Source organism: Flavobacterium sp. (genome assembly GCF_046296355.1).
In the GTDB taxonomy this organism is placed as follows: domain Bacteria; phylum Bacteroidota; class Bacteroidia; order Flavobacteriales; family Flavobacteriaceae; genus Flavobacterium.
This window is the reverse complement of sequence record NZ_JBKBLM010000017.1, coordinates 44,479-59,606: the sequence shown is the minus strand read 5'-3', so window position 1 is coordinate 59,606 and position 15,128 is coordinate 44,479. Positions and strand designations below refer to the sequence as shown.

At 37.2% G+C, this 15,128-nt stretch carries 17 protein-coding genes; 14 read left to right on the top strand and 3 right to left on the bottom strand.

Translation table 11 applies throughout. The annotated features are described in order from the left end of the window. The first annotated feature begins 186 nt into the window (after positions 1–186). From ACK4HO_RS08405 to ACK4HO_RS08395, 3 genes are all read left to right on the top strand, one after another. Positions 187–792 (top strand): glutathione peroxidase, encoded by a 606-nt coding sequence (locus tag ACK4HO_RS08405; protein WP_409664835.1) that lies wholly within the window; start codon positions 187–189, stop codon positions 790–792. 186 nt (positions 793–978) lie between these two features. Continuing rightward, positions 979–1,353: a hypothetical protein gene (locus tag ACK4HO_RS08400; protein WP_409664833.1), complete on the top strand. Its 375-nt coding sequence runs from the start codon at positions 979–981 to the stop codon at positions 1,351–1,353. A gap of 168 nt (positions 1,354–1,521) precedes the next feature. Next, positions 1,522–1,986, top strand: a complete 465-nt coding sequence (locus ACK4HO_RS08395) for a hypothetical protein (protein WP_409664831.1) — start codon at positions 1,522–1,524, stop codon at positions 1,984–1,986. A 102-nt stretch (positions 1,987–2,088) separates the two neighbouring features. Here the strand turns inward: ACK4HO_RS08395 and ACK4HO_RS08390 are convergent, their stop codons facing one another. Both ACK4HO_RS08390 and ACK4HO_RS08385 read right to left on the bottom strand, forming a co-directional pair. Then, entirely contained in the window at positions 2,089–2,472 is a 384-nt protein-coding gene (locus ACK4HO_RS08390) for a RidA family protein (protein WP_409664829.1), read from the bottom strand. 18 nt (positions 2,473–2,490) lie between these two features. Then, positions 2,491–2,988 carry an N-acetyltransferase family protein gene (locus ACK4HO_RS08385; RefSeq protein ID WP_409664827.1) on the bottom strand — a complete coding sequence of 166 codons (498 nt, stop codon included), beginning with the start codon at positions 2,986–2,988 and terminating at the stop codon, positions 2,491–2,493. A gap of 94 nt (positions 2,989–3,082) precedes the next feature. Here ACK4HO_RS08385 and menD point away from each other — a divergent pair, with 94 nt between their 5' ends. The 10 genes from menD to ACK4HO_RS08335 all read left to right on the top strand — a co-directional run bounded on the left by menD (position 3,083) and on the right by ACK4HO_RS08335 (position 12,974). Next, entirely contained in the window at positions 3,083–4,744 is a 1,662-nt protein-coding gene (gene menD, locus ACK4HO_RS08380) for a 2-succinyl-5-enolpyruvyl-6-hydroxy-3-cyclohexene-1-carboxylic-acid synthase (RefSeq protein ID WP_409664825.1), read from the top strand. Between the two features lie 141 nt (positions 4,745–4,885). Beyond that, positions 4,886–6,121 carry an HD domain-containing protein gene (locus ACK4HO_RS08375; protein ID WP_409664824.1) on the top strand — a complete coding sequence of 412 codons (1,236 nt, stop codon included), beginning with the start codon at positions 4,886–4,888 and terminating at the stop codon, positions 6,119–6,121. A gap of 33 nt (positions 6,122–6,154) precedes the next feature. Then, the gene (gene lpxD, locus ACK4HO_RS08370; protein ID WP_409664822.1) at positions 6,155–7,171 is read left to right on the top strand and encodes a UDP-3-O-(3-hydroxymyristoyl)glucosamine N-acyltransferase; all 1,017 of its coding nucleotides are present in this window, start codon (positions 6,155–6,157) and stop codon (positions 7,169–7,171) included. 23 nt (positions 7,172–7,194) lie between these two features. Then, positions 7,195–8,583, top strand: coding sequence for a bifunctional UDP-3-O-[3-hydroxymyristoyl] N-acetylglucosamine deacetylase/3-hydroxyacyl-ACP dehydratase (locus ACK4HO_RS08365; RefSeq protein WP_409664820.1), 1,389 nt, complete (start codon positions 7,195–7,197; stop codon positions 8,581–8,583). 3 nt (positions 8,584–8,586) lie between these two features. Further along, positions 8,587–9,372, top strand: coding sequence for an acyl-ACP--UDP-N-acetylglucosamine O-acyltransferase (lpxA, locus tag ACK4HO_RS08360; protein ID WP_121313714.1), 786 nt, complete (start codon positions 8,587–8,589; stop codon positions 9,370–9,372). 42 nt (positions 9,373–9,414) lie between these two features. Further along, positions 9,415–9,981 carry an elongation factor P gene (gene efp / locus ACK4HO_RS08355; protein WP_187660420.1) on the top strand — a complete coding sequence of 189 codons (567 nt, stop codon included), beginning with the start codon at positions 9,415–9,417 and terminating at the stop codon, positions 9,979–9,981. 54 nt (positions 9,982–10,035) lie between these two features. Further along, entirely contained in the window at positions 10,036–10,965 is a 930-nt protein-coding gene (locus tag ACK4HO_RS08350; RefSeq protein ID WP_409664817.1) for a UDP-3-O-(3-hydroxymyristoyl)glucosamine N-acyltransferase, read from the top strand. A gap of 2 nt (positions 10,966–10,967) precedes the next feature. Then, complete coding sequence (locus tag ACK4HO_RS08345; RefSeq protein WP_409664815.1) at positions 10,968–11,327, top strand: nuclear transport factor 2 family protein; 360 nt, start codon at positions 10,968–10,970, stop codon at positions 11,325–11,327. Positions 11,328–11,423: 96 nt separating this feature from the next. After that, the gene (sucD, locus tag ACK4HO_RS08340) at positions 11,424–12,296 is read left to right on the top strand and encodes a succinate--CoA ligase subunit alpha (RefSeq protein WP_409664813.1); all 873 of its coding nucleotides are present in this window, start codon (positions 11,424–11,426) and stop codon (positions 12,294–12,296) included. 132 nt (positions 12,297–12,428) lie between these two features. Then, on the top strand, positions 12,429–12,974 hold the full coding sequence (locus tag ACK4HO_RS08335; RefSeq protein ID WP_409664812.1) for a helix-turn-helix domain-containing protein: 546 nt from the start codon (positions 12,429–12,431) through the stop codon (positions 12,972–12,974). A gap of 38 nt (positions 12,975–13,012) precedes the next feature. Here ACK4HO_RS08335 and ACK4HO_RS08330 read toward each other — a convergent pair whose 3' ends face one another. Further along, positions 13,013–14,197: a cytochrome-c peroxidase gene (locus ACK4HO_RS08330; protein WP_409664810.1), complete on the bottom strand. Its 1,185-nt coding sequence runs from the start codon at positions 14,195–14,197 to the stop codon at positions 13,013–13,015. Between the two features lie 141 nt (positions 14,198–14,338). Here ACK4HO_RS08330 and fabG point away from each other — a divergent pair, with 141 nt between their 5' ends. Then, a complete protein-coding gene (fabG, locus tag ACK4HO_RS08325) occupies positions 14,339–15,085 on the top strand; it encodes a 3-oxoacyl-[acyl-carrier-protein] reductase (protein ID WP_409664808.1) in 747 nt (248 codons plus the stop codon). Positions 15,086–15,128: the final 43 nt, after the last annotated feature.

The following is a 15,128-nucleotide window of genomic DNA, read 5'->3' as shown; positions in this document are numbered from 1 at the left end:
TTTAGGGAAAAATCCGCTATGATTTTTGTTTAGGTTTTTTGTTTTGTGGTAGAAATCAAATTTCTATCATGTTTGTTGGAAGCCCAATGGTGAAGATTCATTGGGCTTTTTTTATTTAACATAAACTTTAGCAATTGTATAACAGCAAACTATTGAATAATGAGTAATTTTATAAAAAATTTAGAGATGAAAAAAATAATCCTACTGAGTTGCAGCGTATTGTTACTTTGGAGCTGTCAAAGCAATGCGCAACCAAATTCAGATACAAATTCCACAGAAAACAATAAAGAAATGAACACAGCAGTAAAAGCAGAAACAATTTACCAGTTTAAGGTAAAAGATTTATATGGTCAAGAATTTGACTTCGCCTCACTAAAAGGCAAAAAAATACTAATTGTAAATACCGCTTCCGAGTGTGGATTGACTCCACAATACAAAGACTTAGAAGCCATTTACAAAAAATACAAAGACAAAAATTTTGTAATCATTGGTTTTCCGGCCAATAACTTCGGAGCACAAGAACCGGGAAGTAATGAACAAATAGCCCAATTTTGTGAAATGAATTATGGCGTTACGTTTCCAATGATGGGTAAAGTTTCAGTAAAAGGAGACGATAAAAGTGAAGTTTACCAATTCTTAACCCAAAAAAGTAAAAACGGATTACAAGACAGCGAAGTCGAATGGAATTTCCAAAAATACTTAATCAACGAACAAGGTGAATTAGTTAAAGTTTTATCGCCAAGAGTATTACCAACTGATGTCGCAATTGTCGGTTGGATTAACGAAAAGTAAAATAATAGTTTTATTGAACTAAAACCTGATGAAGTCATTCGTCAGGTTTTTTGCTTTAAAATAATCGACAAACTTCACTGAACTCGTGGTTTAAAGAGTTTTTTATCCGTTCAACGATTTTTGATTCAATGTTAAACTATTGTTATTAGTTTTGAATTAAATATCAACTACCACAATGATCATTATATGAAGAATATTTTCAACCCAGTATACAGAGAGGATTATTTGGAGGGTTATGCAAGTGGCCACAATCCTTATATTACAATTTCTGAAAATAAAAATGAAGCCTATAAATTTGGTTTCGAACAAGGAAGAATAGAGTATGAACGATTAAACGGAAAAGTAGCTTATGGCATTCCGCAATTGATAGTCACAAACAAAGTGTTAGAAGATTTTCTTTTAGCCGGAATGTTGGGAATGGATATCGATTCTGATGGTTATACCGGTTTCCAAATTGATGTTATCCAGAAATGGTACCAAAGCGGCGTAGAGAAATACAACGCCAATCAGAGTAATTATTTACTCTCTATATTAGAAGAGAACGGCATCGAAATTGCCTGACAAATACCCCCTGACTTTTTTATAAAAAACTGATGAAACCCTCATCGGTTTTTTTGTTTATTTTTGGATAGTGTTAAGTTTCAGTCTTCGAATTTGTTTACACTAAAACTTTATACCTGAAAAGATTTCTACAAACAAGTTAATAGAGCTTTAAAAAAGCATTAGAAAATGAAAAAAGTATGTTTATTGATACTAGTACTTTGCTGTATTTCCGTAAATGGCCAAAAAAAAGAATCCTTTGAGAGAATTGCATTTAATTACTTATTAGAAAATTTGATTGATAGCGAATTCAAGAATATTAAAAAATTTTTATTCAATGGAAAAATTAATTCAGATTCTAATGGGTATAGTAAATGCATGCCAAAAACTGAAATAGATACTTTAAAAATTAATGATAATGAAATAAGATATCCTGAGAACTCAAAAATTAAAAAAAAAATCTCCTTTTTTGACAATTTAATTTCAAAGAAAAAGAAAGCTAATATTATTGTTTTCAAGGCATATTCACATGACGATTACGCAGTTGTTTGTATTTTGGTAAGAAAAAATAATTTTGATGAATTTTTAACTTTCAAAATTAATAAATTACAAATGAAGGTAGTTGAGCATTGTAAAACAATATTATACGAGTAGAATTAATGTTTCATAATTTGATGAACGATTTTAAATGGTTTGACACTTTATTAATCAAATTATATTCAAAAATTAATAAATAAAATCTTCATTTTAACTTTTTTATTTCTGCTTTATAGCAGTCACTTCAATCTCAATTTTCATTCGAGTATCAGCTAAACCTGCGGAAATCATAGTGGCAGCCGGTCGGCTTTCGCCAAAATACTTTCTAAGTATTGGCCAACATAGCTTAAATTCTTCCGCATTTGGCACAATATAAAGTACGCGAACTACATCAGTTATTTCGGCGTCAGCTTTCTTCAAAGCAGCAACAATATTTTTCAAACATTGCTCTGTTTGTTCTTCGATCTCTTCCGAAATGGTCATTGTTTCATAATCAAAACCGGTGGTGCCGGATACAAAAACCCAATCGCCTTGAACTACTGCTCGCGAATAACCGATTGCTGTTTCAAAAGTGGAGCCCGAACTGATGAGTTGTCTTTTCATAAAAGTAATTTTTAAGGATTATTCCAACATCAATTGCATAAGCTGAGAATGCAACCAGCGGTCAAATTTAAATCCGGTTTCTTTAAGCACTGCTACGGTTTTAAAACCAAATTGCTCATGAAAAGTCACACTGCTTTGGTTTTCCGAGTCAATTACCGCTATCATGGTGTGCAGTTTTTGATTTTTGGCCAAATGAATTAGGTTTTCCATAATCAATTTACCAATGCCTTTGCCGTGAAAATCATTGGCTACATAAACCGAATGTTCAACGGTAAAGCGATAAGCTTCTCTAAAACGAAACTCGCTGTAATAACCAAAGCCAACTACTTTATCCTCAATAGTGGCCACAATTACCGGAAAGCCTTTCTTTAGTTTATCTTCAAAAATCGCCTCTTGCTGTTCCAAAGTCCGCGGCTGATAATCGTATAAAGCGGTTGAATTTAAAATATTGTAATTGATAATGTCCACTATAGGTTGAACATCTTGATTTCGATAAGGTCTAATGCTAATTTCCATGGGATAAAAAAGTGTACTCAAAAGTAATAAAACTATTCATTAGTATTGAAAAACCTACACAACTTTGTACCTTTGTAGTCCATAAAAAACAACAATGATTTATCCCAAAATACCGTTGGCACAAAGCATTATTGAGATTTGCAATGCCAAAGGAGTTCACGATATTATTATTTCGCCAGGTTCCAGAAATGCACCGTTGACTATCGGGTTTACCAATAACCCTAATTTTCGTTGTTATAGTATTGCGGACGAGCGTTGTGCTGCCTTTTTTGCTTTGGGTATTGCCCAACAAACACAAAAACCGGTAGCGGTTGTTTGTACTTCTGGTTCAGCGTTGTTGAATTATTATCCGGCATTAGCGGAAGCTTTTTACAGCCAGATTCCTTTTGTTGTCATTTCAGCCGATAGACCTTTTGACAAAATCGATATTGGCGACGGGCAAACCATTCGCCAAGAAAATGTTTTTTTGAATCACTCTTTGTACAATGCCAATTTACTCCAAGAAGCTTCTGAAGAAAACGATGTGTTTATCAATGAAGCGATTAACGTAGCCATTGCGCACAAAGGTCCGGTGCATATCAATGTGCCGTTTGAAGAACCTTTATACCAAACCACAAATAAGCTAACGGTCGATGTGAATTTAACGAGTTTATTTAAAGTCCACCGCCAAGTTAGGGTAGAAGATATCATCGCTTTTTCGACTTTATGGAACCACAGCCAAAAAATTTTGGTATTAGTAGGCGAATGCGCTCCCAATTCAGTAGAACAAAAATGGATTGACAAGCTTGCCGAATTTCCTTCGGTTGTTGTGCTGACAGAAACCACGTCAAACTTACATTATCCCTCATTTATCAATAATATTGACACGCTGATTACGCCTTTTGGACCAAAAGAGTTTACCGAATTACAACCTAGAATACTTATCACTTTTGGCGGTATGATTGTTTCCAAAAGAGTAAAAGCATTCCTGAGAAAATACAAACCAAGACACCATTGGCATATTGACGAACTGAGAGCTTACAACACCTTTGGCATACTGACTAAACATTTTGTGGTGAGTCCGAATCAGTTTTTTTTACAGTTTATGCCGCATTTAAAAGAAGTCAAAAGCCATTACAAATCGACTTTTGAAACGATTCATCAGGATAGAAAAGTGAAACACAACGAGTATTTGGCTAAAGTGAAATTCTCTGATTTAAAAGCTTTTGAAAATTTATTATCGGCTTTGCCAAAGAATATTCAGTTGCAAATCAGCAACAGTGCTGCGATTCGTTACGCTCAGTTATTTGATATTGACAATTCCATTCAAGTGTTTTGCAACCGAGGAACTAGCGGTATTGATGGAAGTACATCTACCGCAATTGGTGCAGCCGTTGGAAGCAAAAAGCCAACCGTTTTAATCACCGGAGATATTGGATTTTTATATGATAGCAATGCGCTTTGGAACAATTATATCCCAAAAAATTTCAAAATTATATTGATTAATAATGGCGGTGGCGGCATTTTCAGAATTCTTCCCGGTCATCAGGAAAATGAAACTTTCAATACTTACTTTGAAACTTCACACTGTTTGACCGCAGAACATTTGGCCAAAATGTACCAATTGGATTATGCCATAGCGAGCGATGAAGCGACATTGACCGATGGTTTGAAACAATTATTTCAAAACAACGACAAACCTGCCATATTAGAAGTTTTTACACCAACGCGTGAGAACAACAAACAGTTATTGAACTATTTTAAAGCCTTGGTCTAAATTTATATCTTTACTAAACTGAAACCACATAGAAACATAGAAATTACTATCAGATTGCTATAATTTTCTATACTAAAGAGAAACTTCTTGATGCCATTAATAAAAACTATGTATCTATGTGGTTGAAAAAACAATAAAACTGTGAGCCAAACCAATAAACTAAAAATATTCAACGATCCGATTTATGGGTTTATTACCATTCCCAATACCTTGGTTTATGATTTAATTCAGCATCCTTATTTTCAGCGTTTGCGTCGTATTTCCCAAATGGGTTTGTCTTATTTGGTTTATCCCGGTGCGCATCATACGCGTTTTCACCATGCGCTTGGCGCGATGCACATGATGCAACAAGCCGTGGAAGTACTTCGTTTTAAAGGAGTTTCTGTTTCAAAAGAGGAAGAAAATGCTTTGTTAATCGCCATTCTTTTACACGACATCGGGCACGGACCATTTTCGCATGCGATGGAACACAGCATTGTAGAAGAAGTCAATCACGAAGCGATTTCGTTGTTGTTTATGAATAAATTAAACGAGGAATTTGATGGACAATTGAGTTTGGCTATCCAAGTATTCAAAGGCGAATACCACCGAAAATTTATGTTGCAGTTGGTTTCAAGTCAGCTCGACATGGACCGAATGGATTATTTAAAACGCGACAGTTTTTATTCGGGTGTTGCAGAAGGAAACATCAATTCCGACCGTTTAATCCAAATGATGAACGTCGTCGATGATGTTTTGGTCATGGAAGAAAAAGGGATTTATTCGATAGAAAAATTCTTGATGGCGCGCCGATTAATGTATTGGCAAGCTTATTTGCACAAAACAAGTTTGGTCGCCGAATTGACGTTGACCAAAACATTGCAAAGAGCCAAAGAACTTCTTCATAAAGGCATTGAAATAGAATGCAGCAAGCCGTTGAAGTACTTTATGGAACACAAAGTCACACTGGATAATTTCTCAACTCATGATTTAGATACTTTTGCGCAATTAGATGATTTTGATATTATTAGTGCTTTAAAAGTTTGGCAGTTTCACGAGGATTTTATTTTGAGTAGTTTAAGCAAAATGATTATCAATCGTGATTTATCCAAAATCAAACTCCACAGCGAAAAATTCCCGGTGGAAGTATTGCAGGAAATGTCAAGTCGGTTTGCCAAAGAAAATAATATCACCATTCAAGAAGCCAAGTATTTTATTTTTAAAGGAAAGATTAAAAATCAGGCTTACAGTAAGGAAGCAGAACCGATTCGCATTTTGAAGAAAGACCGAACGATAGAAGATGTAGTGGAAGCTTCGGACCAATTGAATTTAAAGGCATTATCAAAGCCGGTAACCAAGTATTTTATTTGTTACCCAAAACAACTTGCCGAAATTTAACATTAAAATCGTTTTTTTTATACTTTTGTCGGAATGAAATTTACAGCAGCTCAAATAGCGGGAATTCTTGAAGGCGAAGTGGTAGGCAACCCGGACGCCGAAGTTTTCAAGTTGTCAAAAATCGAAGAAGGCACTGAAGGTTCGCTAACATTCTTAGCCAACCCAAAATACCTCAATTATATCTACTCAACCGAAGCTACGATTACCATCGTAAACAATACCTTCGAACCTGAGAACGAAATCAAAACTACTTTGATTAAAGTCGAAGACGCTTATCAATCTTTTTCAAAATTGCTTGAATACTATAATCAGGTGAAGCTAATGAAATCAGGGATTGAACAACCTTCAGTGATTTCAGAAAATGTGACTTATGGCGAGAATTTGTACTTAGGTAGTTTTAGTTACATTGGCAAAAATGTCATTATTGGTGACAATGTAAAAATCTATCCGAACACTTTTGTGGGTGACAATGTAACCATAGGTGATAATACCATTCTTTTTGCCGGTGTCAGAGTATATTCCGAATCAATTATTGGTGCTAATTGTGCTATACATTCCGGAGCTATTATAGGTTCAGATGGATTTGGTTTTGCGCCAACCGAAGATGGAACCTTCAGCAAAATACCTCAAATCGGGAATGTGATTATGGAAGATTATGTTGATGTTGGTGCTTGCACTACTATTGACAGAGCGACATTAGGCTCAACCATCATCCGAAAAGGCGTTAAGCTCGATAATCATATTCAAATTGCCCACAATGTTGAAATAGGAGAGAACACCGTGATTGCCGCTCAAACCGGTGTCGCAGGTTCGTCCAAAATAGGAAACAATTGCATGATTGGTGGACAAGTGGGTATTGCAGGACATTTGACTATTGGCAATAATGTTCGTGTGCAAGCGCAATCAGGAATAGGAAAAAATATAGCCGATGGGGAAACCATACAAGGTTCTCCGGCTTTTAATTATGGCGACTACAGTAAATCGTATGTTCATTTCAGGAACTTACCGAAGATTGTAGCCGACTTAGAAGAATTGAAGAAAAATAAATAACAAACTAATAAATAAGCATACCAATGGTTAAACAGAAAACCATCCAAAACGAAGTTTCCTTGACCGGAGTTGGACTCCATACAGGAAAAGAAGTAAAGATGACTTTTAAACCCGCACCAATAAACAATGGCTATACTTTTGTCAGAGTTGATTTAGAGGGAAGCCCAATTATTGAAGCCGACGCTAATTATGTGGTGAATACCCAAAGAGGAACCAACCTTGAAAAATTAGGCGTAAAAATCCAAACTTCAGAACACGTTCTAGCTGCCTTTGTAGGTTGTGATGTGGATAATGTTATTATCGAATTAAACGAATCGGAGCCACCCATTATGGATGGTTCTTCGAAGTTTTTTGTGGAAGCTATTGAAAAAGCCGGAATCGTTGAACAAGACGCTGAAAGATGTTATTATGTAGTAAAAGAAGTAATCTCTTTTACCGATGAAACCACCGGAAGTGAAATCCTTGTAATGCCTTCAGACGATTACCAAGTAACCGCTATGGTTGATTTTGGAACCAAAGTCTTAGGCACACAAAATGCTACTTTAAAAAATATTTCTGATTTCAAAACTGAAATCTCAGATGCCAGAACATTTAGTTTTCTTCACGAATTAGAAACTTTATTAGACAACGGTTTAATCAAAGGAGGCGATTTAAACAACGCCATTGTCTACGTTGACAAAGAGATTTCTGAGAAAACCATGGATAATCTGAAAGTAGCTTTCGGAAAAGATAAAATTTCAGTGAAACCAAATGGAATCCTTGATAATTTGACTTTACATTATCCAAATGAAGCGGCACGTCACAAATTGCTTGACGTGATTGGTGATTTGGCTTTAATCGGAACCAGAATTAAAGGAAAAGTAATTGCCAATAAACCGGGTCATTTTGTGAATACACAATTTGCCAAAAAACTATCTAAGATTATCAAAATAGAACAACGCAATCAAGTTCCGGTTTACGATTTGAATTTGGAACCATTGATGGATATTCACAAAATCATGAGTATCTTGCCTCACCGTCCGCCATTTTTATTCATTGACAGAATCATTGAAATGTCAGACAACCATGTGGTCGGAATGAAAAACGTAACGATGAACGAAGGTTTCTTCGTGGGCCATTTCCCTGAAGCACCGGTTATGCCCGGCGTTATCATCGTAGAGGCAATGGCACAAACAGGAGGAATTCTAGTGCTAAGCACCGTTCCCGATCCTGAAAATTACTTGACATTCTTTATGAAGATAGACAATGTGAAGTTCAAACACAAAGTGCTTCCGGGCGATACTTTGATATTTAAATGCGAATTGATTACGCCAATAAGAAGAGGAATTTGTCATATGCAAGCCAAAGCGTATGCTAACGGAAAGTTAGTAGCCGAAGCGGAACTTATGGCGCAAATAGCCAAAAAACAATAATATATGAACCAACCGTTAGCCTATGTACATCCTGGTGCCAAAATCGCTAAGAATGTCGTAATAGAACCCTTTACAACTATTCATAACAACGTCATCATCGGTGAAGGAACTTGGATTGGTTCCAATGTTACCATCATGGAAGGTGCCCGTATCGGAAAGAATTGCAATATTTTTCCCGGTGCCGTAATTGCCGCTGTGCCCCAAGATTTAAAATTTGGTGGCGAAGATTCACTAGCCATAATCGGCGATAATTCAACCATCAGAGAATGTGTAACGATTAACCGTGGTACTATCGCTTCAGGACAAACCGTAATTGGTAAAAACTGTTTGGTTATGGCAACCGCGCATATTGCGCATGATTGTCATATTGGTGACAACGCTATTATCGTAAATGGAGTGGCTTTGGCCGGACACGTAATCGTTGGAAACTACGCTATCATTGGTGGTTTAGCAGCAATTCACCAGTTTATCCATATTGGAGATCACGCTATGATTTCCGGTGGTTCCTTGGTACGTAAAGACGTTCCGCCTTACACTAAAGCCGCAAAAGAACCGCTTTCTTATGTTGGAATTAACTCAGTAGGATTGAGACGAAGAGGTTTTACTTCAGACAAGATTAGAGAGATTCAGGATATTTACAGAATATTGTACCAAAAAAACTATAACACTTCACAAGCAATGGCCATCATTGAAGGTGAAATGGAAGCAACACCGGAAAGAGACGAGATTTTGGATTTCATCAGAAACTCTTCACGAGGAATCATGAAAGGATATTCAGGATCTTATTAAAAACAAATAAACAAATAACCGCATTAACAAATACACATTACAATGGCATCTACATCAGATATTAGAAACGGATTATGCATTAAGTTCAATCACGATATTTATAAAATTATTGAATTCCTTCACGTTAAACCGGGAAAAGGACCGGCTTTCGTTAGAACTAAATTGAGAAGTTTAACCAACGGTAAAGTATTGGACAATACTTTTTCGGCCGGACACAAGATTGATGAAGTTCGTGTAGAAACACAAAACTTCCAGTTTTTATATGCGGAAGGTGATCAGTTTCATTTTATGAATACGGAATCCTACGAGCAAATTACTTTGGATAAAAAAGTCCTTGATGCTCCCGATTTATTAAAAGAAGGAACAGTAGTGATGGTTCAAATTAACACGGAAACCGATTTGCCTTTATCAGTAGATATGCCGGCTTCTATAGTTTTAGAAGTGACTTATGCCGAACCGGGTGTAAAAGGAAATACCGCTACTAATGCTACCAAACCTGCGAAAGTAGAAACCGGAGCTTCTGTAAACGTCCCTTTATTCATCAACGAAGGTGATAAAATCAAAATTGATACGGCTACAGGTTCTTATATGGAAAGAGTTAAGGAATAGTGGTCAGTTAGCAGAAAAACTGAATACTGAATACTGATTACTGAACACTAAAACATGAAGTTTCCAAGAATACATACCCTAAAAGAAATCGCAACCATCATCGACAGTCAATACGTTGGCGCCGATGATTTTGCCGTTCATGGCATGAACGAAATTCACGTGGTGGAACCGGGTGATATTGTTTTTGTTGACCATCCGAAATATTATGATAAAGCTTTACAATCAGCAGCGACTATTGTTTTAATCAACAAAGAAGTCGATTGTCCGGAAGGCAAAGCGTTGTTGATATCCGATGATCCTTTTAGAGATTTCAATAAATTGACTAAGCATTTCAGACCTTTTGTGGCTGCTAATGCCAGCGTTTCATCTTCCGCTTCAATTGGAGAGGGAACAGTCATTCAGCCGAATTGTTTTATCGGTCACCATGTTACTATCGGTAAAAACTGCTTGTTGCATGCCAATGTAATTGTGTATGACCATACGGTTATTGGTGACAATGTGATTATCCATTCGGGAACCATTTTAGGTGCTGATGCTTTTTATTATAAAAAACGTCCGGAAGGTTTTGACCAATTGCTTTCAGGCGGAAGAGTTATTATTGAGGATAATGTTGGCATAGGAGCGTTGTGTACCATCGATAAAGGGGTTACAGGCGATACCACTATCGGTGCCGGAACTAAAATTGACAACCAAGTCCATGTGGGGCACGATACCGTAATTGGTAAAAAATGTCTGATTGCTGCCCAAACCGGAATTGCCGGTTGTGTAATCATTGAAGATGAAGTTACGCTTTGGGGACAAGTGGGAACAACAAGCGGAATTACCATTGGTACAAAAGCAGTTGTTTTAGGCCAAACCGGTGTAAGTAAATCTATTGAAGGCGGAAAAACCTATTCGGGAACACCTATAGATGAAGCTCGTGAAAAGATGAAACAGTTTGCTTATATCAAGAAAATACCTGAAATTTTAAATAAACTAAAATAAATATGAGCGCTAAAGCTATCGTTCAAGAATTTTACAAATCGGATGTAATATTAGACGCGGATAAAGTGAAAGCTTTACTGCATCCTGATGTTGTTTTGGAATGGCACAGTACCAAAGGTTTTTTGAAACTTCACCAAAGTCAAATCGTTGAATTGAGTACAGAGTTGAGCAAAGCTTATCTTCGTTCCAAATCAAGAATCTCTCATATCGTGGCCAATGGAAATACGGTTGCTGTTCGTTATGCACATTACGTAAAAACCATTGAAAATCCCAGAGAGGAAATGATGTTGGCGCACTTCATGGTCGTGTGGGAAGTCAAAGACGATAAATTATACCGCGGCTATCAGATGAGTCAACTATAGTAATTTTGCAAAAAACTAATCACTAATTACTAATTACTAATTACTATTTTCTACTTTTGCATCACAAAAAATAAACACAAATAAACAAACACAAACATGAGCGTTTTAGTTAATAAAAATTCAAAAATAATAGTACAAGGATTTACAGGAAGTGAAGGAACATTTCACGCTTCCCAAATGATTGAATACGGAACCAATGTAGTTGGTGGTGTAACGCCTGGTAAAGGTGGTTCAACCCATTTAGAGCGTCCGGTTTTTAATACGGTTAAAGACGCTGTAGAGCAAGCCGGAGCTGATACTTCTATCATTTTTGTTCCGCCGGCATTTGCTGCCGATGCTATTATGGAAGCTGCTGATGCGGGTATCAAAGTAATCATCGCGATTACAGAAGGTATTCCGGTGGCAGATATGATTAAAGCTTATGATTTTATCAAAGGTAAAAACTGTAGATTAATTGGGCCAAACTGTCCGGGTGTAATCACTCCGGAAGAAGCTAAAGTAGGTATCATGCCTGGTTTTGTATTCAAAAAAGGTAAAGTAGGGATTGTTTCTAAATCGGGGACTTTAACTTATGAAGCGGCAGACCAAGTAGTAAAACAAGGATTAGGGATTACAACCGCTATCGGAATTGGTGGAGATCCAATCATTGGAACAACGACTAAAGAAGCTGTAGAATTATTAATGAACGATCCGGAAACCGAATGTATCATCATGATTGGTGAAATCGGTGGCCAATTAGAAGCAGATGCTGCTTATTGGATTAAAGCTGACGGTAACCGCAAACCGGTGGTTGGTTTTATCGCTGGTGAAACGGCTCCAAAAGGACGTACTATGGGTCACGCCGGTGCAATCGTTGGTGGTTCTGATGATACGGCTGAAGCCAAAAAACGAATCATGAGAGAATGTGGTATTCACGTAGTAGATTCTCCTGCTGAGATTGGTAAAAAAGTAAAAGAAGTAATGGGATAATTGATTCCCATACATATATTATAAATGAAAAGCCTCGAGAAATCGGGGCTTTTTTGGTTTGGCACCTTATTTGTTTTAGAATGTAGCAATAATACTGTAGCAATTTAAAATGCTACAAAATAAATGCTACAGATGAAAAAAAGCACACACCTCAGAAAAGAATTGAATCTTACGCAATACGAAATGTCTGAATTATTGAATATTACCCGAAGCCAATTATCACTTTTCGAATTGGGTTTACGAGAATTGCCTACAACAGCTTTAGTAAGATCATCACAAATAGGAATTTTTATGGCCACTACCAAAGCACCAGAAGCAAAGGATTATCCTCAAATTGCTGATTGGGAGGAAGAAAAAGAAAAGTTTCTTACGAAAGCCTTAGACGACTGTAAACATTTTCAGTCGGGTATCATTAGAAAGTTACCCAAAATGGAAGAAGAATATCGAGCTACATTGAATCTACTCCAACTAATTGATTATTTTAAAGAACAGGAAGATAAAGAGGACGCACTGCATCCCGGAGCCTTAGTAACTTTAGAAGATAAAGCTATGAAAAGCTTGGAAAGATGTGGGCCGAAGGAGATGGTAAGACAAAATTACCAACTAATGATGTTGCAAAAACAAGAAGAGTTACTAAACGAATTAATAGAAAGCAATAGGATAGAAAAAAAAGAGTAGAGACGCGATGCATCGCGTCTCTACAATAAATGTTTCTATTAATTCGGAAACGGATTAGCCCATTTAGGATCGGTGTAAACATTGGTTCCAGATAAAGTCCTCAAGAAAGCAATCACTGCATTGACTTCCGGAGCGGTTAAATGGAGTTGTTGTCCAAATCCATTGGGGCGTAATCTTGGGTCCAAATTAGTATTGCCCGGCGCTAAATTAATCGTACCATAATGACCAATAGCTGCTTGCAAAGTAGTAATCACTCCTGTATGCATCATCGGTCCGTTAGTGGTTCCGTCAAGTTTTACTAAGTCGCGTAAAGAAGGTGCTCTGGTATTGGTAATATCTATTCCGGTGCCGCTGATGGTACCAATAATGCCATTGTTTCCTGTGTTCGGATTGATATCAAATTCGGGCGCAGCATGACAACCGGCACAACCTAATCCTCCGGCAGTTCGGTTTCCGGTAGCATCAAAGACCGGTGGCGATAAAAATAAATTCTTGCCTTGATTTTCCTGAGCCGTGAAGTTGGCAAAAGGCTGTCCTTCATTAGCCGCTTGTGCTCTTCCTATATCATATTTACTATCGAATGATTGAATACTTCTGATGAATTGGGCCAAAGCCAATTGGATTTTGTTTTCGGTGATTTCTTCGCTACCATAGACAAATTGGAACAACTCTTTATAATAACCAATGTTACTTAATTTGGTTATTAAACCGCTAAAAGGTTCGTCGCCATTAGTCCCGCTAAAGCCCATTTCACCGTGGTCTTTTATTGGCATCGTGGTTTGGGTTTCCAAATTTACAGCGCGTTCGTCCCAAAAGAATTTGGTTTCATTGGCAAAACGGGTATTAATTAAACGCATCGAATGTCGACCTGTTGTACCGTTTACGCCATTGCTTGCAATATTACTATCACCAAAAGCATTGGCTTGCTGGTGACAACTCGAGCACGAAATTGTATTATTGGAAGATAGATTCTTATCGTAAAACAAAACCCGACCCAAAGTAGCGCCTTTGTCCGTAATTGCATTTCCGCCGGTGTTGTCTTTGGTGATATAATTTGGAACGGTCTGATTGGCGTAATTGGCCAGACTTTCCGGATTGATGTTGCTCCCGAAAGTAGCCGTGATATTGGCGTATGGGTCGATTGGTACGTAGTCTGAACTGTCATCACTACCACAGGAATAGGTGAGTGGCAAAACAAGTAATGGGATAAACTTTTTGAACATAAAAAATGGTTTTGGTTGGTTAGTTGACAGCTAGGACTCAATTAAATTTAAAAGGTTTAAAAGTAAAGTTAACTTTTTCAACGTGTAAAATATTCCTATATTTGACCTTTCATTAGAATAATAAAAACAAACTTTTACAATATGAAATTATTAGAAGGAAAAGTAGCCATTATAACCGGCGCAAGTAGAGGAATCGGAAGCGGCATCGCTAAAGTTTTTGCCCAACACGGAGCCAATGTGGCTTTTACTTATAGTTCTTCTGCCGAAAGTGCTTTGGCATTGGAAAACGAATTAACCGCTATAGGAATTAAAGCCAAAGGATACAAATCAAACGCAGCTGATTTTAATGAAGCCCAAAAATTAGTCGACGATGTTATGTCCGATTTTGGGAACGTTGACGTGCTAATTAACAACGCCGGAATTACCAAAGACAACCTTTTAATGCGCATGAGCGAAGAGGATTTTGATAAAGTAATCGAAATCAATTTGAAGTCGGTATTCAATATGACCAAAGCCGTTCAAAAAATCATGCTGAAAAATCGCAAAGGTTCTATCGTAAATATGAGTTCAGTGGTTGGGGTAAAAGGAAATGCTGGACAAGCGAATTATGCCGCGTCAAAAGCCGGTATGATTGGGTTTACCAAATCGGTAGCTTTAGAATTAGGTTCAAGAAATATCCGTTGCAACGCGATTGCACCTGGATTTATTGAAACCGAAATGACCGCCAAATTAAACGACGATGTAGTACAAGGTTGGAGAGATTCTATTCCGTTAAAACGCGGTGGAACTCCGGAAGACGTTGCGAATGCTTGTTTGTTCTTCGCCTCTGATATGAGTGCTTATGTTAGCGGACAAGTATTGAATGTTTGCGGAGGAATGCTTACTTAGGATTGACAGGTCGCTCCGATGGAGCTCTATTGCAATATTCTAT